Source organism: Heliomarina baculiformis (assembly GCF_019966545.1).
Lineage (GTDB): Bacteria > Pseudomonadota > Alphaproteobacteria > Rhodobacterales > Rhodobacteraceae > Heliomarina > Heliomarina baculiformis.
In genome coordinates this window covers 40,101-62,752 of record NZ_JAIMIC010000015.1, presented here as the reverse complement: position 1 = coordinate 62,752, position 22,652 = coordinate 40,101, and the positions used below count along the sequence as shown (strand labels likewise).

General features: G+C 59.1%; 21 protein-coding genes. 20 read left to right on the top strand and 1 reads right to left on the bottom strand.

Going from position 1 to position 22,652, the window contains the following annotated elements; genetic code table 11:
- Window positions 1-223: 223 nt before the first annotated feature.
- The 20 genes from MF268_RS22970 to MF268_RS22875 all read left to right on the top strand — a co-directional run bounded on the left by MF268_RS22970 (window position 224) and on the right by MF268_RS22875 (window position 20,671).
- The gene (locus MF268_RS22970) at window positions 224-772 is read left to right on the top strand and encodes a lytic transglycosylase domain-containing protein (RefSeq protein WP_375342699.1); all 549 of its coding nucleotides are present in this window, start codon (window positions 224-226) and stop codon (window positions 770-772) included.
- A complete protein-coding gene (locus MF268_RS22965; RefSeq protein WP_037239483.1) occupies window positions 769-1,053 on the top strand; it encodes a TrbC/VirB2 family protein in 285 nt (94 codons plus the stop codon). The genes MF268_RS22970 and MF268_RS22965 overlap by 4 nt, the downstream gene beginning before the upstream one ends.
- 23 nt (window positions 1,054-1,076) lie before the next feature.
- Window positions 1,077-1,352, top strand: coding sequence for a VirB3 family type IV secretion system protein (locus MF268_RS22960; RefSeq protein WP_238373091.1), 276 nt, complete (start codon window positions 1,077-1,079; stop codon window positions 1,350-1,352).
- On the top strand, window positions 1,342-3,711 hold the full coding sequence (locus tag MF268_RS22955; RefSeq protein ID WP_238373090.1) for a VirB4 family type IV secretion/conjugal transfer ATPase: 2,370 nt from the start codon (window positions 1,342-1,344) through the stop codon (window positions 3,709-3,711). Before MF268_RS22960 ends, MF268_RS22955 begins: the two co-directional genes overlap by 11 nt.
- 165 nt (window positions 3,712-3,876) lie before the next feature.
- Window positions 3,877-4,965 carry a lytic transglycosylase domain-containing protein gene (locus MF268_RS22950; protein WP_238373089.1) on the top strand — a complete coding sequence of 363 codons (1,089 nt, stop codon included), beginning with the start codon at window positions 3,877-3,879 and terminating at the stop codon, window positions 4,963-4,965.
- Entirely contained in the window at window positions 4,955-5,764 is an 810-nt protein-coding gene (locus MF268_RS22945) for a type IV secretion system protein (protein WP_238373088.1), read from the top strand. The genes MF268_RS22950 and MF268_RS22945 overlap by 11 nt, the downstream gene beginning before the upstream one ends.
- Before the next feature lie 3 nt (window positions 5,765-5,767).
- Complete coding sequence (locus MF268_RS22940) at window positions 5,768-6,256, top strand: hypothetical protein (RefSeq protein ID WP_238373087.1); 489 nt, start codon at window positions 5,768-5,770, stop codon at window positions 6,254-6,256.
- On the top strand, window positions 6,256-7,257 hold the full coding sequence (locus MF268_RS22935) for a TrbL/VirB6 family protein (RefSeq protein ID WP_224557930.1): 1,002 nt from the start codon (window positions 6,256-6,258) through the stop codon (window positions 7,255-7,257). Before MF268_RS22940 ends, MF268_RS22935 begins: the two co-directional genes overlap by 1 nt.
- Before the next feature lie 2 nt (window positions 7,258-7,259).
- On the top strand, window positions 7,260-7,904 hold the full coding sequence (locus tag MF268_RS22930) for a VirB8 family type IV secretion system protein (protein WP_238373086.1): 645 nt from the start codon (window positions 7,260-7,262) through the stop codon (window positions 7,902-7,904).
- A 3-nt stretch (window positions 7,905-7,907) separates the two neighbouring features.
- Window positions 7,908-8,639, top strand: coding sequence for a TrbG/VirB9 family P-type conjugative transfer protein (locus MF268_RS22925; RefSeq protein WP_238373085.1), 732 nt, complete (start codon window positions 7,908-7,910; stop codon window positions 8,637-8,639).
- 2 nt (window positions 8,640-8,641) lie between these two features.
- Window positions 8,642-10,099, top strand: a complete 1,458-nt coding sequence (locus MF268_RS22920; protein ID WP_238373084.1) for a TraB/TrbI/VirB10 family type IV secretion system protein — start codon at window positions 8,642-8,644, stop codon at window positions 10,097-10,099.
- A gap of 110 nt (window positions 10,100-10,209) precedes the next feature.
- Window positions 10,210-11,220: a P-type DNA transfer ATPase VirB11 gene (virB11, locus tag MF268_RS22915; protein WP_238373083.1), complete on the top strand. Its 1,011-nt coding sequence runs from the start codon at window positions 10,210-10,212 to the stop codon at window positions 11,218-11,220.
- A 126-nt stretch (window positions 11,221-11,346) separates the two neighbouring features.
- The gene (locus tag MF268_RS22910; RefSeq protein WP_009819916.1) at window positions 11,347-11,595 is read left to right on the top strand and encodes a FitA-like ribbon-helix-helix domain-containing protein; all 249 of its coding nucleotides are present in this window, start codon (window positions 11,347-11,349) and stop codon (window positions 11,593-11,595) included.
- A 3-nt stretch (window positions 11,596-11,598) separates the two neighbouring features.
- Window positions 11,599-12,021, top strand: coding sequence for a type II toxin-antitoxin system VapC family toxin (locus MF268_RS22905; protein WP_068247303.1), 423 nt, complete (start codon window positions 11,599-11,601; stop codon window positions 12,019-12,021).
- Window positions 12,018-14,768: a class I SAM-dependent DNA methyltransferase gene (locus tag MF268_RS22900; RefSeq protein ID WP_238373082.1), complete on the top strand. Its 2,751-nt coding sequence runs from the start codon at window positions 12,018-12,020 to the stop codon at window positions 14,766-14,768. Before MF268_RS22905 ends, MF268_RS22900 begins: the two co-directional genes overlap by 4 nt.
- Window positions 14,765-15,649, top strand: a complete 885-nt coding sequence (locus MF268_RS22895; RefSeq protein ID WP_068247295.1) for a hypothetical protein — start codon at window positions 14,765-14,767, stop codon at window positions 15,647-15,649. Before MF268_RS22900 ends, MF268_RS22895 begins: the two co-directional genes overlap by 4 nt.
- The gene (locus MF268_RS22890) at window positions 15,646-15,795 is read left to right on the top strand and encodes a hypothetical protein (protein ID WP_238373081.1); all 150 of its coding nucleotides are present in this window, start codon (window positions 15,646-15,648) and stop codon (window positions 15,793-15,795) included. The genes MF268_RS22895 and MF268_RS22890 overlap by 4 nt, the downstream gene beginning before the upstream one ends.
- Window positions 15,792-17,264 (top strand): ATP-binding protein, encoded by a 1,473-nt coding sequence (locus MF268_RS22885; RefSeq protein ID WP_082705206.1) that lies wholly within the window; start codon window positions 15,792-15,794, stop codon window positions 17,262-17,264. Before MF268_RS22890 ends, MF268_RS22885 begins: the two co-directional genes overlap by 4 nt.
- Before the next feature lie 175 nt (window positions 17,265-17,439).
- Entirely contained in the window at window positions 17,440-19,488 is a 2,049-nt protein-coding gene (locus tag MF268_RS22880) for a pseudomurein-binding repeat-containing protein (RefSeq protein ID WP_238373080.1), read from the top strand.
- A complete protein-coding gene (locus tag MF268_RS22875) occupies window positions 19,481-20,671 on the top strand; it encodes a GIY-YIG nuclease family protein (RefSeq protein ID WP_168578274.1) in 1,191 nt (396 codons plus the stop codon). The genes MF268_RS22880 and MF268_RS22875 overlap by 8 nt, the downstream gene beginning before the upstream one ends.
- 42 nt (window positions 20,672-20,713) lie before the next feature.
- Here the strand turns inward: MF268_RS22875 and MF268_RS22870 are convergent, their stop codons facing one another.
- The gene (locus MF268_RS22870; RefSeq protein ID WP_238373079.1) at window positions 20,714-22,645 is read right to left on the bottom strand and encodes a type IV secretory system conjugative DNA transfer family protein; all 1,932 of its coding nucleotides are present in this window, start codon (window positions 22,643-22,645) and stop codon (window positions 20,714-20,716) included.
- Window positions 22,646-22,652 lie beyond the last annotated feature (7 nt).

Sequence of the window (22,652 nt, the reverse complement as noted above, 5' to 3'; positions counted from 1 at the left end):
AAACCACGCGTCTTCAAGACCGCAGCAGGGCTCATGAGCTTCTGCCTGGAGCTCGACGCAAAGGTATTCAGCTGCCCTCTCCGAGAAGGTGAGAGAGGCACGTGGGAGTTTGAGACGACAAGGTATCCTACCAGCGGCTAGCCTCGTTCTCTGGGGGCTTTCAGGCCCTTCCACTTATGCACAATCCGTTATCGATCTCGATGCTCCAGACCGTGTTGGTCGACTGACCAGTAGCGTTCTCGACTTTGCAAGACCCCAACCCGAGCAAAGCGACGGTGTCGCACGCTCTGAGGTCGTCCCTCTCGATTCACCACGCCTGTCTCCGCCTCGGGTCCCATCGGGCCGCCCTGCGATCGAGACTATGATCCTTGATGTGGGGTCGGTTTACGTGGACCACCCGGCCCTGCGGAGAGCCGGGATGTCCTCTCGCGATTGGCTCGCATTCTTTCGCGCGAACATCGCTATTGAAAGCGCATTTGATCCAGGCGCGCGATCGCATGTCGGCGCAATCGGGCTTGGGCAGTTGATGCCGGACACTGCGCGCGTGCTTGGCGTCGATCCGCATGATCCTGAGCAAAACCTGCATGGATCCGCCCGCTACTTGCTGACACAACTTGATCGTTTCGGCACGCCGCAGCTTGCGCTTGCAGCCTATAATGCCGGCCCCGAAGCCGTGGCGCGCCATGGCGGGATTCCCCCCTACCGCGAAACCCAAGGCCATGTCCGCAAGGTCATGGCCGTCTATGCCCAATCCATCGGAGACCAGATATGAAACGCATCGACTATACCCGGGCGGCATTGGCCGCGTTGCTGATAGTGGCCGCCGCCCCGGCGCTCGCACAAGACCTTAGCCCGGTCTCTGACATGATCGACAACATCATCGACGCGGTGACGGGTCCGATCGGCCGTGGCCTCGGCGTGCTCGCTCTTGTGGGGTCCGGTGTCATGATGTTTTTCGGGCGTCTCAACTGGCCGATCTTCGTCGCCGTGTTTGTCGGCGTGGTGCTGATCTTTTCGGCCGAGACCATCATCGACGGCTTTGCGGCTCCTTGATCTGACCGGCCGCAGAGACCTTCATGCGCGACACACCACTCTTTCTGGGGCTGACCAAGCCGCCACGGATATTCGGTCTCCCGATCGGATATTTCGTGGCGCTGGTCTTCGCATCCGTGATCCCTTTCATTCTGGTTGACGACATGCGGTTCCTGCTGGTTTTCCTCGCGGGCTACCCACCGCTTTGGCTGGTCGCAGACCGCAATCCACATCTGTTCCAGATTTTGAACGTGGTGATGTCGCGCACACCGCGAACGAGTGTGCGATCCCGCGATGGGGGCGATCTCTATGTCGCATGAGTTTCGGGGGTTGATTGCAAACAACGCTGTTCGGGATGCACTTGGGGACAAGGTCTTGAAAGCCGAGCGTCTTGGGCGGCACCTACCTTACATTGCTGCGGTGCGAGACAATGTCATCCTGACGCGGCAGGGTGATCTGATGGCGTCGGTCACGCTTGGCGGGATCGACAGCTTCACCAGCGATGACACCCGGATCGATGAGATCAGTGAAGGCTTTGCCCGGATCGTCAGTCAGTTGGGCGAGCGTTTCGGTTTCCACATCAGCAAGGTATCACGCCCGGATGTCGCGGACCTTGCTGCGCCTGACGGTATGCCTTTTGCAAATGCGGTAGACGCGGCGTGGCAGAGAAGCCTGCGCGCACGTGACCTGAAAGCCCGCACCTTGATGCTGACAGTATTGATGCGTCCGTCGATGCCGCAGGCATTCTCGAAGGTTCTGGGTGCCCTAGGCGGGGGCCGCGATTTCCAGAAAGACATCGATACGCGAATTGTTGCCCTGGAAGAGGCCATGACGCTGCTCATGGCGATGTATTCCGACGCAGGCGCAGCGCGCCTGACAGTCTCGAGTGGGGACTGGCTTGCAGTGTTGGCCGCGGTACACGGACAGAGCTACGGCAAGATCATCGCGGCCCCCGGGCAACTGTTGGCTGACACGATGAGCAATTTCGACGTCAGCTTTCAAGGCAAAACCATGCGGCTGGAAAGCGGCGACAGCGCACGATACGGCGCGATTTTCGGGATAAAATCCTATCCCAGTCGCACCTGGCCAACCATGCTTGACGCGTTGGAACTGCCCTATGACATCACGATCACCAACTCTTTCACGCCGCGGCGCGCCAATGAGATGGTTGAGCGCATTCAACGCACCTTTCGCCAGCGGGGTGCCTCCGAGGATGCTGGTGTCAGCCTGACAGAGCAATTGATCGAAGCCGCCGACGCCGTGGCATCCGGCCGGTCGACCTTTGGGACACATCACGCCTCCGTGCAGGTCTTCTGTGACAGCGCCGAGGAACTGGAACAGGCAGCTTCCGAGATCTGGCGGGCGGGGCAAGAGACCGGTGCCGTTCTGGTCCGGGAATCCTGGGCCGCAAAGGCACTCTATTTCGCGCAAGCGCCGGGAAACTGGGCCTACCGGATCCGTGACGGGATCGTTTCGTCGCACAATTTCGCGGAACTTGCAGCGTTTCACAAGACAAGGCCGGGGCGCGGACCCGAGGCCAGCCCATGGGGCAAGACGATCACGGCCTTCCCGACCGTGACCTCCAGCCTCTACCGGTTCAACTTTCACGAAGCGGGGCGCCGGACCGATGAGCCAAGCGTCGGGCACACCCTTGTTCTGGGCCGCACCGGGTCCGGCAAGACACTCGGCACGGCTTTTCTCATGGCGCAGGCCCGCAGAGTGGGTGCGCGGGTTATCGTTTTCGACAAGGATCAGGGGTTGGAGATGGCGATCCGCGCTTTGGGTGGCAGCTACAGCGAAATCAAAGTGGGCCAGCCCACGGGCTTTAACCCGATGACCACGGAGACCGATGCGCGGGGGGTCGCCTGGCTGACAGATTGGCTCGGCGACATTCTGGCCCGTCACCGTCCACTCGAAACGGTCCAGACTGTCGCGCTGAACGAGGCGGTTCGTCAGATCGCCGCCGCGGAGCCAGGCCTCAGAACCTTCGACGGTTTGGCAAGTCTCGTGGCCTCTACCGATGATGATGGCGACCTGGTGTCCCGCGTACGGGAATGGACAGAAGTCGGCCGGTACGGTTGGCTTTTCTCAAGGCCCAGTGCCCAGTCGATTGCCATTGGCGAGGATGTCCTTGGTCTCGACATGACCGAACTTCTGGACCAGGACGCAGAACGCTCCGCCCTGCTCGCCTATCTCTTCCGCCGTATCGAGCGCGTGATCGAGGATCGCAGACCAACGATCATTGTGATCGACGAGGCGTGGAAGATGTTGGCTGACGATATCTTCGTCAAGCGTCTCCATGACTGGCTGGTTACCATGCGCAAGCGCAACTGCGTGGTGATGATGTTGACCCAGGCACCGGGTCATCTGGACCAAAGTTCGGTCGGCCAGATCATCGCGGAAAGTGTGGCAACCCAGATCCTGTTTCCCAATCCACGGGCAAATCCGGAGGATTACAGCATCCTGCGCCTGAACGCGCGCGAGGCGGATTTTCTTTCCAGCCCGACAGCCGGGTTGCGGCTGGCATTGATCCGTTCTGGCGCCGACAGCGTGTTCGTCAATACCGATCTCGCAGGCTTGGGCGGTCTGGTTACTGTTCTTGGTGGCGGCAAGACCGGCGAGGAAAAGGCGCCTGCTGATTGGCGCAAGAAAGAAGAATTCTGGAAGGACATGATGTGAAAGCACGATTTTTTCTGTTGGTCGCCATGACGGTCCTGAGCGCTTGCGAAGGTGCATCAACAGGCGTGCGATCGCCCTGTTTTGAGCGGCCCGTTATGGCGTTCTCGGCCCCTGCTCCCGACCTTGTTTCACGGAATGCGCATTGTGATTTCCAGAGCTTCTAGAATGGCGATTCCGTTGGCCTTGGGTCTTGGCTCGCTTGCCTCCGCGCAGGGCGTGCCAGTGATCGATGGCTCCAACCTTGCCCGCGCTGTGTCTCGCGTCGAAGAGCTCGCACGCGACGCCTTGCGGCAGGGCCAGAAGCGCGATGCCCGCGAGGAACAAGCGGATATCTATCAAGAGCAGCTTGAAGCCTATGAGCGTTTCCTTGCGGAGACCACCGGTGTCACCGACCTGAGTGGGTTCGAGGCTGGTGGGCCTGGCTGGGCGAGCGCTGCAGAGACTTACCCAGCCCAGGAAGATCATCCTGATGCCGATCGCCTCTTCGGTGAGCCAAGCGACGTGGAGCGCATGATCATCACGGTGGCGCGGCGCTATGAGGGTCATCCCGGTGTTGCGGCCGCCGGTCTGACGCCACTGACATGGCGTATCTTGTTTCAGTCACTGATCAAGCAGGAAAGTCGTTTCAACAATGCAGCCGTCTCCCACGTGGGTGCGCGCGGTTTTTGCCAGCTGATGCCGGGCACAGCATCGGATCTCGCTGTGAACCCGTATGATCCTTGGGAAAACCTGGACGGTGGCGCACGCTACATTCTCACGCAACTGAACCGCTTCGGTCGGATTGATCACGCTCTGGCGGCCTATAATGCAGGCCCCGGCCGTGTTCTCGAATATGGTGGTGTGCCTCCTTTCGAGGAAACCCAGACCTACGTCCGGCGCATCAACGGCTATTACAACGACTATCTTGGCACCATCACCGGCGTCGACATGACGGGGTCACTGGCGGGCTTCGATGGTGCCTCGGCCGCCTGGGGCAACTGGGCGGATGCCTCGGTCGGCTATGGCGCCTACATGGGCACCCAGATCGATCAGGCCATGACGAGGATCGCGGCGCTTTTGCGTGAAGATCCGCCCGATAACGCAAAAGAGGCGCTGGACCGCTCCACCTATATGCTTGCTGAACGGGCGCGGCTCATGGCGCTGACGCTGCGTCTGCGCGCGGCCCACGTGAAAGTCGAAGCGGCACAAGGTTTGACCGAGGCCGCCGATCACCTGGAGCAATCCACTTTCTGGAGGTATTCCGATGAGGGCTGACACCCGCATTGCCGCAATTATTGTCGCGGGCACGCTCATGGCGGCACACCCGCCCCCAGCCTTCGCTCAGGGTGTGCCTGTGATCGATGGATCGAACCTCGCGCAGAATATCGAGCAGCTGCAGGCCGCGCTGCGCGATGCGGAAAACCAGCTCCAGCAAATCGAGGAATTGCGTACCCAGATCGAGCGCCTCACTGATATTCAGGGCCTTCTTGATGACGTCCTGGGTTCAATTACCGGCCTGAATGAAATCGGAGCCCTCTACAACGATGTGGAGGACCTGCGTGCCCGTGCCCAGAAGATCACCGATCTATCGGGTTTCATGGACAGTCTGTCGCTCGGGGATTTTGACAGCCTGCTGGACGATCTGCTCGATGGCGACGTCACCATGGGTGAGCGCCGCGCCGCAGATGCCATGCGCGAGACCATGGCCAGTGCGGGGTTCACCTCGGAAAAGCTCACCGAGCTGAACGACGCCGGGAACCCGCAAGGCGCTGCCATAGCCGATCTGGCGGCTGCCAATGCCATGGTTATCGGGCAAGCCCAAATTTCCTACGAGGAAGCCGCCCAGAGCATCGAGCGTATCGATGGGCTGGTGGAAGCGATTGGCGAACAGGAAACGCTCAAGGAATCGATCGATCTCAACACGCGTATGGCCGCGGAGACGAATTACATGCTGGGCCAGATGTGGCGCCTGAATGCCGCCCAAGGCTTGGCGCAAGGTCAAAACGGCATTGATTTCGCGGCCGAGCAGGCCCGCACACGCTCCTTCTTTGATTTCTCCGGCGCCGAGGACTGACCCTTGAATACATCACTCAAAGCACTTGCAGTTTTCATCGCCCTAGCAGGCAGTGCCTGGGCGGAAGACTTGCAAGACCTGCCCGACGATACGTTGCTCGGGGAGGTCGTCACTGCCACCGAAAATGGGGAGGAAGAGCGCCTCCTCGATCTCATGCGCGAGGTACAGGCAAGAGGGCTTTTGATGTTCCCGAAGCCGCAAACCTGCACCTTCAGCTATCCGGACACTGAGTTTTTCGGCAACGAGATTTTCCGTGGAGCGGTTCGACGGGGCTTCGGCACCGACCTGAGAGAGCTTGCAATGTCGCAGGGCTTCTGCGGCTGCATCTATGATCTCGGGTCGCTCGATGCGTTCACAACAGAACGGGTCGACAAGCCTGCGCATGCGCTCACAGCGGCGGATTTCAATACCATGCGCCGGTATCGAAACGCTGATTGGAATGCCATTGATCAACGGTATGCAACCTTTCGCGAAGAAAGCTGTGGCGCGTAATGGCGATCATCGCGGACGTATTGACCATGGTCGACGCGACTGTGGCAGGTGTCGCAGCTGATACCTATGATAACACCGTTGCAGCTGTGCGCCCCGTGGTGCGAGCAGCGTCCGTATTAGTAACGATCCTCGTTGGTGCTAATTTGCTGATCCAAAGCGTTGAACTTACGCGTGCAACGATCGTCGCCCTTGGTCTGCGTTTGGCGTTGGTGAACGTGTTCCTGACCTTCGCGAACCTCTCTGTCCCCTATGACGCTTTGACAAACGCCCCGGCGGAGCTCGGCGCGGGGATACTGAACTCACTGTCAGGCGGCACAGTTGGGAACCTTTATGATGGAATCGACGATCTCTACTCCCAAGCCCTGAATGTCGGACAGGCGATCAGCCAGAATGGAGGCTGGCTGGCCGGTGCCATGACCAGCGTGGTCATGTTTCTTGTGGCCGCCGCCATGGCGACGATCACCATCATCGTTCTGTCGGCTGCCAAGATCATGTTGGCGGTATTGATCGCTATCGCACCTGTGGCCGTGGCCTGCACCTTGTTCAAACAATCCGCGCCGCTGTTCGAGGCCTGGGTCAAACTCGCCATCGGCTTTTCCTTTGTGCCGCTGTTCGTGGCTGCCATGGCAGGATTTACCATTGCCACTGGCAACGCCGTCGCGCCGGGGAGCCTCGACAGCGTCGAAACACTCGGGGACGCGATTTCGTTCGTCGTGGTGATGATGATCGGCGCCGGCCTGATGTTGCTCGTGCCAACTTTCGCGCAAGGGCTTGCCGCCACGAACATCGGCCTCGCCTCGATCGGTGCAAATGCCGCGCGGATGCCCGGGAACGCGTGGCGCAATACCGGTGCCGCGATCCGGGGCGGAGATGACATGCGACGGGGCTTCAATGCAGGACTTCAGGGACAAGGCGTCTCCGACCGATCGTCCAGCGCGGCCCGCGCCGGGAGCTATGCGGGCGGTGCGGTCAAGCTCGCCGGAAAGATGAAGAAGGGATAGTCATGAGTGATTTCGATATCGATTTGGTGATGGGTCCGCGCCGGGCAGCGCGCGCCGCATGGATCGTTGCGGGCTGTTCCTGCGCCGTATCCGTGCTGTTGGCCCTGACCATTACGGTTATGTTGCCCCTGCGCGAAACCGAAGTGTTTACCGTCCTCGTCGACAGCACGTCGGGTGCAGCAGAACGCATCTATCAGGTTCAGCCGACTGGTATCACCGATGAGGAAGCGATCAAGGAATCCCTGCTTGTCAGTTATATCAGCGACCGCGAAAGCTATTTCAGGAACGGCATTCAAGAACGGCTCGAAAGTGTCCAGCGGCGCTCCAGTGGGCCCGCCCGCGCCTCGCTGATAGAACTCTGGACCGCGGGGTCCGAGAATTATCCACCGCGCAGCTACGGCGCGAATGCGCAGGTCGATGTCCGCGTGCGGGCGATCACCTTCCTGCAGGACGAAGTGGCTCAGATCCGGTTCGACAAACGCCTCACCCGACCCAACCAGACCCCCGTCACGCAAACATTCATCGCCACCGTAGGGTTTGAGTTTGCCCCCCGCCGCGAACGCTCCCTGACACGCGTTTGGGAAAATCCCCTTGGCTTCTCGGTGACCGCTTACCGGGTCGATGCCGAAACACTGACACGAGAATAGTTCATGAAAACCTTTATAATTGCCATCGCAACGGTCGGCGGGTTGCTCGGAACGCCCGCTTTGGCCGAGCGCGCACCGGTCACCATGGGTCAGGACGCCCGCGTTCGCCACGTGACCTTCAACCCTACGGATGTGATCCGGATCGACACCCACCTTCGGGTAAACACGTCAATCGAACTCGGTCCCGGCGAACGGATCAATCAAGTCCTGATCGGTGACTCCGCGTCCTATGAAGTGGAGGTTCTGTCAAACCGCAATACGATCTCGATCAAGCCTGTCGAGGCTCGGGCCGCGACAAACCTGACGATCTTTACCAACCGCCGCGCTATCGCCTTCTATCTGACAGAGGGACGCTCGCGGACACAGTCTTTCCGGGTCGTCGTAAACTTTCCCGACGAGCGCCCCGCCGGGCGCCAGCTTGCGGCTGGAGGCCGAGATACCGGCTATCAGTTCGCGGGCAGCGGTGCGATCCGCCCGGTGCGGGTCTGGAATGATGGGCGCTCGACCTTCTTTGAATTCCGGCCCGGCGTGCGGCCCTCGATCTTCGGCTTGAACGCCCAAGGCTACGAGATCACCCAGAACAGCCAGACGCAAGGTGCGGTCGTGCGGGTCACCGGCGTGCGGGACGCCTACACGATCCGCATGGGCGACGATCATATCTGCATTACCCGTGAAACTGGTGGGTTCACGACCGAGGCTGCTGCCGTGGCCGCCCTGCGTGGACGGGAGTTCTGATCATGAGCGACGAGAAAACCGGGGAAAAGGAATACAGCTTCGCACCCAAGCGGCGCGCATCTCTCGGGCTCAGGCTTGGTTTGGGTGCGTTGCTTCTGGCAGGGACCGCCATCATTGCCTACCCGCTTGTGCAAGGCAGCGGCATCACGTCTGCCGTTGAAACATCGAAAGCCGACGACTTTCAGGATCAGGTCGACGGTGACGGGTTCGGCCGCATGACAGTTGACGCTGAACCGACCGAACAAAGATCAGCGCCGAGGTTCGATCCCGGACCAATCGAGGATGAACTCGCGGCGCAGCGCCAAGCCCTCGAGGAACAGAACGCCAAGCTTGCGAGCGACGTGGTCGCCCTACAAGCCCAGTTGGCAAGACTGGCCGAGGCCCCTGCCCCCGACAATTCCGCCGAGCTGGCCGAAGCGCTGCGCTCGGTCCAGGAACAGAACACGGCGCTTATCGCCCAGATGCAAAGCGAGATGGACACCCGGTTGGCAGAAGCCGATCTTGAAGCGCAAAAGCGTATCGCTGATGAGGTTGCCGCACGCGCGCGTGTTGCCGATGGCCGGATGGAGCAGTTGATGGAGCAAATGCTCGGACTGCAGCGCCAGAACGACGACCTGCAACAGCAGATCGATGACGGTATGAGTGACGCTCTACGCGCGCAAACCGAGAGGGATCAGCTCGCCGCCGAGGAAGCCGCGCGGCGGGCTGAACTGGACCGTCGGCGTGCCAAGGCGGCGGCGCTGCGCGACACACAAATCCGGTCCGAAGGGGTGATCTTTGATGCGGGCGGACAGACGGGCAGTCCGGCATCCGACCCCGAGAGGGGGCCCGCGGTCGGAGATGCGGCGGCGCGCGCCTTCGTGTTGGACGGTGCCCAGCCCGTTCAAGTCGCGACAGCGGAGGTAATCGCCAATCCTTCCAATACGGTTCTGCAGGGCACGCTCATTCAAGCGTCACTGGAAACCGCCATCGAATCCACATTGCCCGGACAGATTACCGCCATCGTGAACTACCCGGTCTGGAGTTTCGATCAGTCCCGCGTTCTCATTCCCGAAGGCTCCCGCCTCTTCGGGACCTACAATTCGAATGTCTCTTTGGGCCAGGCCCGCATTCTGGTTGGCTGGTCACGCATCGTCACACCCGAGGGGCAATCGGTTCAGCTCGCCGCATTTGGCGCGGACGATCAGGGCCGCTCGGGCGTGACGGGCTCCGTGAACTCCCGCTTTGGGCTGCGCTTTGGCACAGCTGCATTGCTCTCGATCATCGGCGCAGGACCGGCAATCGCCGCATCCGAGGCCAGCTCCGAGACCGGATCAGAAATTGCCGAGGATGTCGCGGGCAGTTTTTCGCAGACCACCAATGCGGTGATCGGCGAATATGCCACCCTGCCTCCGGTTATCTCGGTCCAGCCAGGTGCTGCGATCAGTGTGATCGTCGACCGTGATCTCGAGTTCTATTGAGTGCGTTTCAGGTTCGACAAAATAATCATGTGCCGAAACACGCGTTCGACCGAAGGGAGAGGCCGCGTGTCTCAAAACAACACAAACCTGAAACGCACAGGCGGCCAGCCATGAACCCGTCGGCAGAAAAAACCAGTTTTCTTTCGACCTATCTAAAACCTCTGGCTGCACCGCTCGCCGATCCCTGCGTGGTCGAAATAGCGGTCAATCCCGATGGAAAGGTCTGGGTGGAAACCCGGGGGGCTGAGCATATGGTCGGCCTCGAAGGTGTGTTTTACTCCCCTTCCCAAGCTCGGGACCTTGCAACATCCATTGCCAGCGCCACCCACGGACAGATCAGCGAGAAAAAGCCGCTCGTCTCCGGCAAGATCGAGATGAACGGCAAGCCGATCCGGGCACAGGTCGTCTATCCACCGGTCGTGGATGGCGGGCCGTCGATCACCTTGCGCCGCTACAGTGAAGACCAACTCACCTTGGGCGACATCGGTCTGTTGCACGGTGCACTGGTGGATTTGGATGCCGAACGACAGGCAAAAGCCGAACGGGTGATCGCACTGACGCAGGCGGGGGATATTCGAGCCGCCATGAAACTCTGCATCGATGAGCGGTTGAACATCATGATCAGCGGCGGGACGTCCACGGGCAAAACGACTTTTGCCCGGGCACTTCTCGCGCTGGTGACCGAGGCGGAACGTATCGTGACCATCGAGGACGCATTCGAGCTCTTTCCTCCACAGCCCAATCGCGCGATGCTCAAGGCTGACCGTATCCCCTCAAGTGAACGCACCGCGGCCAAATTGCTGGAGACCTCTTTGCGCATGCGTCCTGACCGGATAATTCTTGGCGAATTGCGCGGCGATGAGTGCAAGACCTTCCTCGACGCGATCAACACCGGCCATTCCGGCTCTTTCACCACAATTCACGCCGATACCGCGCAGAAGGCGCTCGACCGCCTTGCCCTCATGGTCATGTCGGTGGGCATCAATATGAGTTTTGAGGAGGTAAGGCGCTATGCCGCCTCCAGCATCGATGTCGTGGTGCAGCTTGGTCGGAAAGACGGAAGACGTGGGGTCGAACAGGTGTGGGTGCCTGGTATCTTAAAATCAGAAGTGACCAGCTGAGGGATGTTTGGAAGGGTGCGCATTGAGCACTATCGGACGGTAACCTCTCCCGTCTTGTCACAACATGAACGCGTTTGCGCTTGATCGCATTGATTGCGATGATTACACTCCTCTCAGGAGGACATCATGGCAAGCATTACCATCCGGAACCTTGACGATGACGTGAAGCGCCGCCTTCGCATCCGCGCAGCCGAACATGGCCGTTCAATGGAAGAGGAGGCGCGCGAGATCTTGCGCCACGTCGTCGGCGAAGCGAAGCCCTCCCACGATCTTGCCGCGGCGATACGTGCGCGGGTCGCGCCTCTGGGCGGCGTTGATCTGGACCTTCCGCAGCGTGAGGCCATGCGTGAACCACCCGCGTTCGACCGGGCCTGACGCATGATCATCCTCGACACGAATGTCATCTCCGAGCTTTTGCGCCCGGCCCCGGAGCCCAAGGTCGAACACTGGTTGTCGGCTCAGGAAGGGCTCAACGTTTACCTGACCTCGATATCGGAGGCGGAACTGCGCTTTGGCCTCGCAATCATGGGGAACGGCAAGCACCGCGCCGCGCTGGTTGACGCCGTGGACCGCATCCTGCGCGAAGACCTGGCCGGGCGCATTCTGCCCTTCGACAGCAACGCCGCGCAGTCCTTCGCTACCATAGCAGCGGCACGACGGTCCGCCGGGCGACCGATCGCTCAGGCCGATTGCCAGATCGCTTCCATTGCCCACGCCTGCGGCGCCACCGTCGCCACGCGCAATACGCCTGACTTCGAGGGTTGCGAGATCGACCTGATCAACCCCTGGACAGCCGCATGAACGCCGTTGAAATCGAACAAGCTGTTTCCGAACTCGCCGAGCAGCCCTTTGATGCTGCCGAGTTCCCATATGCCTTCCTCATGGCCTTCGGCAACAAGGACACGACCATCAAGCGGCTGCGCACCGGCGCGTCGAACAAGTCCGACCTCGGCGGCGTCCTGCAGACCAACAACATCCACCTTGCGACCTGTGCGCCGGGCGATATCGCGGCAACGCTCACCGCCTTGCGCGACAGCCCAACCACCACCCGCGCTAAGGCCAAGTTCATCCTCGCTACCGATGGCATTGATCTGGAAGCCGAAGATATCACCACTGGCGAGACCATCGCCTGCCGCTACACCGATTTCCCCGACCATTTCGGCTTCTTCCTGCCGCTCGCCGGTATCTCCACCGTCAAGCAGATCCGCGAAAGCGCCTTTGACATCCGGGCGACCAGCCGCCTCAACCGGCTCTATATCGAGCTGATCAAGGACAACCCCGACTGGGGCAGCGCGGAAAAACGCCACGACATGAACCACTTCATGGCGCGGCTGATCTTCTGCTTCTTCGCCGAAGACACCGACATCTTCGTCAGCGACAACCTGTTCACCGCCACCATCGACCAGATGGCTAACCGCGACGGGTCGAACACGCATCAGGTCATCGGCGAAATCTTCCGCGCGATGAACACCGCCATCCCCAAACGGGCCGAGGCCAAGCTGCCCCGCTGGGCCGACACCTTTCCCTATGTGAACGGTGGGCTCTTCTCGGGGTCCACCGAAGCCCCGCGGTTTTCCAAGATCGCGCAGCGCTACCTGTCCCATATCGGCAGCCTCGACTGGACCCAGATCAACCCCGACATCTTCGGCTCCATGATCCAGGCCGTCGCGGATGAGGAGGAACGCTCGGTCCTCGGCATGCACTACACCTCCGTGCCGAACATCCTGAAGGTGCTGAACCCGCTCTTCCTAGATGACCTGCGGACGGAACTGGAGGCGGCGGGCGACAACGCGCGGAGGCTCTCCAATCTGCGTGCGCGCATGGCCAAGATCCGCGTCTTCGATCCCGCCTGCGGGTCGGGCAACTTCCTTGTCATCGCCTACAAGGAAATGCGCGCCATCGAGTATGAGATCAACAAGCGCCGGGGCGAGCCGCTGCGGCGCACCGACATTCCCCTGACCAACTATCGCGGGATCGAGCTGCGGGATTTCTCGGCCGAGATCGCGCGGCTGGCGTTGATCATCGCGGAATACCAATGCGACGTGACCTATCGCGGCCAGAAAGAGGCGCTGGCAGAATTCCTGCCTCTGGACGCGCAGAACTGGATCACCTGCGGCAACGCCCTGCGGCTGGATTGGCTGTCGGTCTGCCCGCCCACGGGGACGGGGGTGAAGTTTCAGGCCGATGACCTGTTCATGTCCCCGCTGGATCAGGCGCAGATCGACTTCGCGAATGAAGGGGGCGAGACCTATATCTGCGGGAATCCGCCCTATCTTGGGTCAACCTGGCAAAGCACCGAACAGAAAGAGGATTTGCAGCGCATTTTCGACGGGCGCACGAAAAGCTGGAAATCGCTCGACTATGTTGCAGGCTGGTTCATGAAGGCCGCCGATTACGGGCTGCACACGCCCACCGTGTCGGCCTTTGTGTCCACCAACTCGATCTGTCAGGGGCAGCAGGTGCCGATCCTGTGGCCGCTGATCTTCAAGACAGGGCACGAGATCGCCTTTGCCCATACGAACTTCAAATGGGCGAACCTGGCCAGCCATAATGCTGGCGTGACCGTGGTCATAGTTGGAATATCAAACCGCGCTGGTCACACCAGAAAGCTGTTTTCGTTAACTTCGGACGGTGAAACCGAAGTCAAAGAGTCCGGATTCCTGAACGCTTACTTGATCAATGGTGCAAACGTAATCGTAGAGAAGCGGTCAAAGCCACTATCCTCGCTGGCCGAAATGACATTCGGTAGTAAGCCTGTTGACGGGGGAAATTTGCTGTTTAGTTCAGACGAAGTTTCAAGCTTGGCTCTAACCCCAGAACAGCGGCGAAAATTTATTCGCCCCATTCTTGGTTCTGAAGAGTTTATTGCGGGGAAGCAGCGATACTGTCTTTGGATAAAGGATGCCGAGGCAGAACAGGCCAAAGAAATCCCTGCAATTGGGAAGCGACTTGAGGCTGTGCGCGCAATGCGCCTCGCCAGTACAAAGTCGGCAACACAGAAAGGGGCTAAGTGGCCCCATAGATTCGATGAACGTCGCCAAACGGGCGATGAGAAAGTGATCGCGATCGCAGCGATTAGTTCCGAGAACCGCGACTATCTCCCATGTGGACCTCTCCCTGATGGAACCATTATTTCCAACAAACTTTTTGCCCTCTACGACGCTCCGCTCTGGAACATGGCGCTGATCGCCTCGCGTCTGCATTGGGTCTGGATCGGCACGGTTTGCGTGCGGATGCGAACTGATTTCAGCTATTCCAACACCCTCGGCTGGAACACCTTCCCCGTCCCGAAACTGACCGAAAAGAACCGCGCCGACCTGACAGCGGCGGCAGAAGGCATCCTTCTGGCCCGCGAGGCGCATTTCCCCGCCACCATCGCCGACCTCTACGACCCCGAGAAAATGCCCGCCAACCTCCGCGCAGCGCATGACCACAACGACGAGGTTCTGGAACGCATCTATATCGGCCGCCGCTTCCGCAACGACACCGAACGGCTGGAAAAGCTGTTCGAGATGTATACGAAGATGACGACGAAGGTGAGCGTATGAGCAACTTCAATAGCATGACGCTGATGGCAGCGGGCGAGATGATTGCTGAAATGTCGACGCAAGCCGCGTTCTCATCTCTTATTTTAGGGTGGGGTGTAGAGGAATTCTGTGGCTCTGGATCGGTAGCATCGAAGGCCAATGATTTGGTTAGGTTCGCCAAAAGCAGTATGGGACAGCGTTCTGTTCCGACGGTCAATGGGAACTGCGACCTGCGTAGGGCGATGGTTGAACATGCAACTACCGCGTCCGATCGAGACAAACAAAACAAGCCTGACGTCTGGTTGCGTCTTGTTGCTGGTCTGAAAATGGATGGCTTCGAACTTGTGGAAGAAAGGGTTCCGGATCCGATGGGCGGAACTTCAATCTTCGACGATGCTCCAAGGATGATCAAAAAAATCGTCCTAAGGCGGATGCTACCTGAGGATGTGCCTGAGGCAGACTTTCGTGAAGCGACAAGCGAAGTTGAGGCTCTGCTTGATCGGCATGGGTTTAATGTGGCCAAGGGACACTTGGCGCAAGCAACTCAGAATTTTTCGCAAGGGAATTGGTCATCTGCAAACGCGATGATCCGAGATTTCTATCAGGAACTGCTGGACAAAATTGCGGAGTATTTTGGATGTGATCCTAAGGTTAGTGATGATGCGAAGAGGCAATATCTTGCAGATACAAAATCGGGACCATTCCTACTTCACGAATACAATGAGTGGGAGAACGACAGAGGCAAACCCGCATACGTATTGGGGTTGTGGGCAAGATTGCATCCCCACGGCAGCCATCCGGGTCTATCAGATGAAGAAGATTGTGCTTTTCGGTTTCAAATAATCCTGATCACAGCCCGCATATTTTTAAGACGTTTTGATAAGCGAGTGAAAGATCAATGATCAAAGGTTTTCCCTCCATTTCGATTATTTATGCCACCAACGGTAGCCCGGCCAAGCCGAACGATCAGCGTCGTCGGGACATACAGGAATGCGCCTACGAAAAACGCTGCCCGATCGTGATGGGTCAGAAAGTGAACACACCATGACGCTTGACCCTGTCATGAGCGCGGAACGCACCCGCAGGCTGGTGGACGATCTGCGCGCCAAACCAGCGGAAACCACCTGGATCGAGTTCAAGGAAAACAATGCTGACGGACCGTTGATCGGCAAGCTGATCTCGGCCTTGTCCAATGCCGCACGTCTGGCCGATCAGCACTTTGCCTATGTGGTTTGGGGGGTGCGAGACGGTGATCATGCGGCTGTCGGCACGGTTTTTGAGCCGACAGTGAAGAAGGAGAAGGGGCAGCCGCTCGAACTGTGGATTGCGAACCACCTGTCGCCAAGCATCGAGTTTCGTTTCGAAGAAGTCGATCACGATGGGGGGCGCCTGATCCTGCTGACCATCCCCGCCGCCGCAACCGCCCCGGTAGAATTTGACCGCACAGCCTATTTGCGCATCGGCAGCGCCACGCCGCGCCTCTCCGACCATCCGGAACGCCTGCGTGCCCTCTGGGCCAAGTTGCAGCCCTACGCTTGGGAGACAGGGATCGCGGCCCAGTTCCTGACCGGTGACGATGTTCTTGAGCGGCTGAATTACGCCAACTACTTCGATCTTACGGGCCAGCCCTTGCCGGATAACAGGCAGGGGATCTTCGACAGGCTATTGGCGGATCGCCTGATCCAGAAAGATGTAAGCGATCGTTGGAACATCACCAATCTAGGTGCAATCCTGTATGCCAAGAAACTTGCCGATTTCGGCCCCTCTGTAGAGCGCAAAGGCGTCCGTTTCGTGGCCTATGCCGGCACCGGACGTGCAGATGACGTGAGTCACCGCCAGGATGGCCAGCGCGGCTATGCAGCGGGATTTCAGGGGCTGGTGGATTACATCGACGGCCTTCTGCCCCGCAACGAACTGATCGGTAAAGCATTCCGCGAGGAGCGACCACTTTACCCGTCGATAGCGATCCGCGAATTGATCGCCAACGCATTGATCCACCAAGACATGACAATCACCGGCGCAGGACCACTCATCGAGTTGTTCAGTGATCGAATGGAGATCACGAACCCGGGCGCCCCCTTGGTTAGCCCCGACCGGTTTTTGGACTCGCCGCCGCGTTCCCGAAATGAAGCCCTTGCGTCGTTGATGCGGCGGATGAAACTTTGCGAAGAACAAGGCACCGGCATCGACAAGGTGATCTCGGCGGTTGAGCTACACCAGTTGCCCCCACCGGATTTCCGCATGGAGGGAGACGCCGTGCGCGTGGTTCTGTTTGCACCACGCCGATTTGCGGACATGACACCGGAAGAAGCCGTGCGAGCGTGTTACCAACATGCCGCGCTCAAATACGTAGGCGGTCAGAAGATGACGAACGCGACACTTCGCGAGCGGCTTGGTATCGACGACCAGAACGCTGCGCAGGCATCGCGGGTTATTCGCGCAACGCTGGATGCTGATCTGATCCGTCCTGCGGATGCTGAACGCCCTCGGGCCGGATATGTCCCCTCATGGGCGTGACAGGGACAACATTTGATCGGGTTTTGATTGTGCGTATGTGGGCTGGAGGGCGTAAATTGGAAAATACATATAAATCATACTGTTACGATAGGCAGGGTGCGGTATCGCTACTTGATCGGGTTTTGATTGCCTGCCCCAAAGCGAATGATTCCGCGCCCCTCAGAAGGAAAACATCATGACACAGCAGGTTCCTTCCGTCTCTGTCAATTACGCGGCCAATGGAAGCTCGACCAAATCGAACGAGCTTGGCATGCGCGAAATGCAAGAGGGTGCCTATGAGAAGCGGGGCGAGCAATACCTGCTGATCAAGTCGCCCCCGGCCTCGGGCAAGAGCCGCGCGCTGATGTTCATCGCGCTCGACAAGCTGCACAATCAGGGCCTGCGCCAGGCCATCGTCGTGGTGCCGGAAAAGTCCATCGGGTCCAGCTTCAACGACGAGCCGCTGAGCAAGTACGGCTTCTGGGCAGACTGGACCGTGCAACCGCGATGGAACCTATGCAACGCTCCCGGCGGGGATGACGGCAAGGTCGGCGCTGTCGGCAAGTTTCTGGCGAGCGACGACAAGATTCTGGTCTGCACCCACGCGACCTTTCGGTTCGCCGTGGACAAGTTCGGGATTGAAGCGTTTGATGATCGGCTCATCGCGGTAGACGAGTTTCACCACGTCTCTGCCAACCCTGATAACAAGCTGGGCACGCATCTGGGCGCACTGGTCGCGCGCGACAAGGTGCATCTGGTTGCGATGACCGGGTCCTATTTCCGCGGCGATGCCGAAGCCGTTCTGTCGCCCGAAGATGAGGCAAAGTTCGATACCTTCACCTATACCTACTATCAGCAGTTGAATGGTTACAAATACCTCAAGACGCTCGACATCGGGTATTTCTTCTATTCCGGGTCCTATGCGGACGACATCCTCAAGGTTTTGGATCCGACCGAGAAGACAATCCTTCACATCCCGAACGTGAACTCGCGCGAAAGCACCAAGGACAAGCATCGCGAGGTCGAGCATATCATTGACGCCCTGGGCGATTGGCAGGGAGCGGATCCCATCACAGGCTTTCAGCTGGTCAAGACGCCCGACGAGCGATTCTTACGCATCGCCGATCTGGTGGACGACGAGCCATCCAAGCGTGACAAGGTTTCCGCCGCGCTGAAAGACTCCACGCAGAAGAACAACCGCGATCATGTCGACATCATCATCGCCCTGGGTATGGCGAAAGAAGGGTTCGATTGGATCTGGTGCGAACACGCCCTGACGGTGGGTTATCGCGCCAGCCTGACGGAGATCGTGCAGATCATCGGCCGCGCCACCCGCGATGCCGAGGGCAAGACCCGAGCGCGGTTCACCAACCTTATCGCGGAGCCCGACGCCGCGGCCGAAGCCGTGACCGAGTCAGTCAACGATACACTGAAGGCGATCGCTGCAAGCCTGCTGATGGAGCAGGTGCTGGCCCCACGTTTCAACTTCACGCCCAAGACCGTGAAAAGTGGCCCTGTCGAAGGGTTCGATTACGGCGAGGGCGGCTATGACCCCAACAAAGAGAACGTTGGCTTCAGCGAGGCCAGCGGGCAGTTCCAGATCGAAATCAAAGGTCTGGTCGAACCCAAGAGCAAGGAAGCCAAACGCATCTGCCAGGAGGACCTCAACGAAGTCATCACAGCTTTCGTTCAGGACAAGACCACGATCGAGCGCGGGCTCTTCGATGAGGAGCTGGTGCCGGAGGAACTGACGCAGGTCCGCATGGGCAAGATTGTCGGTGCCAGGTTCCCAGAGCTAGATGCAGAGGATCAGGAAGCGGTGCGCCAACACGCAGTTGCTGCGCTGAACCTGACCCAGAAGGCGAAAGAGATCGCGCTGTCGAACCGCGATGACACAGAAACAACCGGCAATACCGCCTTGATCGACGGGGTGCGCAAATTCGCAATGGACGTGCGCGAACTCGACATCGATCTGATTGATCGCATCAACCCGTTCGGCGAAGCCTACTCGATTCTGGCAAAGACGATGAGCGAGGAAAGCCTTCGGCAGGTCCAGGCCGTCATCTCTGCGAAAAAGGTGCAACTGTCACCGGACGAGGCGCGAGATCTGGCGAAACGCGCCGTCAAGTTCAAGCAGGAGCGGGGCCGTCTGCCTTCCATCACATCGCCTGATCCGTGGGAGAAGAAAATGGCCGAAGGCGTCGCCTATCTCGCGCGCATGAAGCAGGAGGCTGCCAATGGCTAAGGGTTTCACCGACGAAGACGACGCCCTTCTTGCTGAGCTTGGCGTCGAGGTCGAGGTCAAGAAGCAGTTCAGCCGCACACCACGCGAAGAACGCATCATCGCAGGTTTTGAGGAAATCTTGCGATTTGCAGATGAGCATGGCCGGCCTCCCCAGCACGGGGAGGATCGTGATATCTTTGAACGCCTCTATGCGGTGCGTCTTGACCAGATCCGTCAATTGCAGGAGTGTCGCGACTTGCTGGGCCCACTGGACGAGCACGGTCTCCTAACAGACACCCCTCCGCCTTCAGCGTCAGACTCCGATGACCTCGATGACGATGCCCTCCTCGCTGAACTGGGTGTGGAAGTGGCTAGATCACCCCTCACGGAATTGAAACATGTCCGGTCGACAGCCGAGAAAAAGGCTGCCGATGAAGTCGGAAACCGCGAGAAATGCGAGGATTTTGCCACGTTCAAACCCTTATTCGAGCAGGTACAGAAAGAGCTGGATAGCGGCTTGCGCGAAACCCGCCCGTTCGAGATGAAAGCCGAGATTGAGAAGGGACGCTTCTTCATTGTCAGCGGTCAAAAAGCCTATGTCGCCGACAAGGGCGAGACCATCACCAACGAGCAAGGTCGCACGGATGCGCGTCTGCGGGTGATTTTCGACAACGGGACCGAGAGCAACATGCTGATGCGCTCGCTTCAGCGCGCGTTGAACAAGGACGACGCCGGACGGCGGATCACCGATCCATCGGCAGGGCCACTTTTTTCCGATCAGACACTCGACGGTGATGAGGCGAGCGGGATCATTTATGTGCTTCGCAGCAAATCCGATCATCCACTTGTGGCCGAAAATCGCGACCTCGTACACAAGATCGGCGTCACCAATATGAGCGTTGAAAAGCGGATCGCTGGCGCACATCTGCAACCAACGTTTCTGATGGCGAACGTCGAGGTGGTTGCGACTTATGAACTCTACAACATCAATCGGACAAAACTGGAGAACCTGATCCATCGCATCTTCGAGCCCGCGCGGCTCGAGATCGAGATCATGGATCGCTTTGGTAGGCCCGTGATTCCGAGAGAGTGGTTTCTCGTGCCAATATTCGCGATAAAGGATGCAGTTGAACGGATCAAGGACGGGACGATTTCGGGCTATGTCTATGACCCGAAACAGGCGCGATTGGTATCTGTCTCATAGCTGGCGCATGGCAGAACAGCACAGCCACATTCGATTTCCAGATCATCCCCTCGCCTTTGCGTCCGAAGAGCGCGCCCGACCACCAAAACGTGTTTTCTTTGGCTTTGCCCTCGCAGCTTCTGCGTATCCCTGTAGCGCGCCTGTGTAGGTCTGCACCGCAGTCTCGAATTCCTTGTCGCCCATGGAGACCGCCGCGGGTGCTGCAGGTTCTGAATGCTCGAGGGTGATTTTCTTCGGCCTGTTCGAGACTGGCGCTGCAGCAGGAGGATAGGGCAAGGAATGCCCCTGCCGTGCTTTGTCGATCTCCTCAAAATGCCGGTCCGCATAGTAGCGGATGTGATCCGCCTTGATTGGATATTGCCCCTCAGGCAGGACTAGGACCTTGTCGAGCGGGAAACGCAGCAATTCAGCGGGGGATACCAGCGCCCGTTCTTCCGAGCGACGGCTGATATTTGCGCTCTCCGAGAGCTTGCGCACGGTTGCCTGTGATCTGGTCTTGCCCACGATCGTGCGTTTGCCGAGGGCTGCGGACAGCACGTCTGCGGTGCGATCATCCTGCGGGGTCATGTAGATCTGCACACCAGCGCCGGCCTGCAGAGCGCGGCGGTCGGTTTCGCCGTAGATGCCCTCAAGACCGGGGATCGACTGCGAGATGATAAACAGCCGCCCGCCATAGGAGCGGATCGTCTTGATGCTCTGCAAGACCAGGGGTTGTTTGCCCAGTTGGTCGAATTCATCCATCAGAAACATGACGGGATGTGGCTCGTCCGGTCCGGGATGCGCGCGTTGCAGACATGCGATGGCATCAGCGAACAGGAGCCGGATCAGGGGGGCCAGTGTTTTCAGGTGCTCCGGCTGCACGACAATATAGAGCGACTGTGGCTCTCGTCGGAACGTCCCGAAGTCGAAATCGCTTGCCTGTGTCGCCCGGTCCACCGCCGGATCGAGCCAGAGTTCCAATCCAGCCCCGCGGATCACACTGACATAGGAATCGAGAATCTTGTCCACTTCGTCGGCCATGCTCAGGAAAATCTCTGCCACCACCGGGTTTGCAGTCTGCATCGCGGCCCGTTTGTAGAATTCCTTTTTGTTGCCGACGCCAGTCATGATCCGCAGCGCCTCACCGATCGTCGGCTTTCCGGTCTCGATGGCATAGAGGCAAGACGCCACGAACAGGCTGCGTCCGGCCTGGAAAAAGCTCTGCGCGTTCACGCTTTCGACGATGAGGAACAAGTCCGCCATGGTGTTGACGGCGGTGTATTGCTGCTCGGGGCTGGGCAGATCGGCAATGCGCTGGAGAGGATTGAACCGGTGCGTGCGGGTCAGGACGGGCCCGTTCTTGCCCTCGGGCTGAACGTAGTCATAGGGCGAAAAGTACCAGACCTGATTGTTCAGCGCCTTTTGGCGGTGGATGGATGTCTTCTCGAAATTCTCGCCCTTGACGTCGAGGATCACGGCGCTGCCCTGGAAGTGCAAAAGGTTCGGTAAAACGAAGCCTACCCCTTTGCCCCGGCCCGTTGGTGCGATCATCATTGCGTGCGGGAAGCGATCTGGCGTGGCAGACACGAAAGGCGCGCGGGACGCAGGTGACCCGAGCTTGCCGAACAGAAAGCCGTTCTGGGAAAGAGATGCCGACATACGGTTGCGGCGGAGCTCGGGACGCGACTGGAAATGCGCATCATCATAATCGGTGAGCGACCCGCGATGAACGGATGTCGCTCCTGTCGCCGCCAGAAGCAGGGCAGGAAGTGCCGTGATGAGCCACGCAGTATGTTCCACCGCAGGGTTCGCCTTGATCCGTGGATCAGACAGATTGAGCAGCCAAAGTTCGAAAATATCGAACCCACCCAGGTCTTCGCCAAATCGCGCCATCAGATAGAGCGTGGCGATCGCGGCACCGATCCAGGTGCCAACACCGAGACCGAGCAGGATGGCGATTGGATACCGCCAACGGCTTTCCATTGCATGCAGCATGTTTTGA

What these genes read in the sequence shown, in the direction of transcription:
- MF268_RS22965 (WP_037239483.1), top strand. Translation starts at nt 769, where the DNA reads ATGAAACGCATCGACTATACCCGGGCGGCATTGGCCGCGTTGCTGATA.
- MF268_RS22960 (WP_238373091.1), top strand. Translation starts at nt 1,077, where the DNA reads ATGCGCGACACACCACTCTTTCTGGGGCTGACCAAGCCGCCACGGATA.
- MF268_RS22955 (WP_238373090.1), top strand. Translation starts at nt 1,342, where the DNA reads ATGTCGCATGAGTTTCGGGGGTTGATTGCAAACAACGCTGTTCGGGAT.
- MF268_RS22950 (WP_238373089.1), top strand. Translation starts at nt 3,877, where the DNA reads ATGGCGATTCCGTTGGCCTTGGGTCTTGGCTCGCTTGCCTCCGCGCAG.
- MF268_RS22945 (WP_238373088.1), top strand. Translation starts at nt 4,955, where the DNA reads ATGAGGGCTGACACCCGCATTGCCGCAATTATTGTCGCGGGCACGCTC.
- MF268_RS22935 (WP_224557930.1), top strand. Translation starts at nt 6,256, where the DNA reads ATGGCGATCATCGCGGACGTATTGACCATGGTCGACGCGACTGTGGCA.
- MF268_RS22930 (WP_238373086.1), top strand. Translation starts at nt 7,260, where the DNA reads ATGAGTGATTTCGATATCGATTTGGTGATGGGTCCGCGCCGGGCAGCG.
- MF268_RS22925 (WP_238373085.1), top strand. Translation starts at nt 7,908, where the DNA reads ATGAAAACCTTTATAATTGCCATCGCAACGGTCGGCGGGTTGCTCGGA.
- MF268_RS22920 (WP_238373084.1), top strand. Translation starts at nt 8,642, where the DNA reads ATGAGCGACGAGAAAACCGGGGAAAAGGAATACAGCTTCGCACCCAAG.
- virB11 (WP_238373083.1), top strand. Translation starts at nt 10,210, where the DNA reads ATGAACCCGTCGGCAGAAAAAACCAGTTTTCTTTCGACCTATCTAAAA.
- MF268_RS22910 (WP_009819916.1), top strand. Translation starts at nt 11,347, where the DNA reads ATGGCAAGCATTACCATCCGGAACCTTGACGATGACGTGAAGCGCCGC.
- MF268_RS22905 (WP_068247303.1), top strand. Translation starts at nt 11,599, where the DNA reads ATGATCATCCTCGACACGAATGTCATCTCCGAGCTTTTGCGCCCGGCC.
- MF268_RS22900 (WP_238373082.1), top strand. Translation starts at nt 12,018, where the DNA reads ATGAACGCCGTTGAAATCGAACAAGCTGTTTCCGAACTCGCCGAGCAG.
- MF268_RS22895 (WP_068247295.1), top strand. Translation starts at nt 14,765, where the DNA reads ATGAGCAACTTCAATAGCATGACGCTGATGGCAGCGGGCGAGATGATT.
- MF268_RS22890 (WP_238373081.1), top strand. Translation starts at nt 15,646, where the DNA reads ATGATCAAAGGTTTTCCCTCCATTTCGATTATTTATGCCACCAACGGT.
- MF268_RS22885 (WP_082705206.1), top strand. Translation starts at nt 15,792, where the DNA reads ATGACGCTTGACCCTGTCATGAGCGCGGAACGCACCCGCAGGCTGGTG.
- MF268_RS22880 (WP_238373080.1), top strand. Translation starts at nt 17,440, where the DNA reads ATGACACAGCAGGTTCCTTCCGTCTCTGTCAATTACGCGGCCAATGGA.
- MF268_RS22875 (WP_168578274.1), top strand. Translation starts at nt 19,481, where the DNA reads ATGGCTAAGGGTTTCACCGACGAAGACGACGCCCTTCTTGCTGAGCTT.
- MF268_RS22870 (WP_238373079.1), bottom strand. Translation starts at nt 22,645, where the DNA reads ATGCTGCATGCAATGGAAAGCCGTTGGCGGTATCCAATCGCCATCCTG.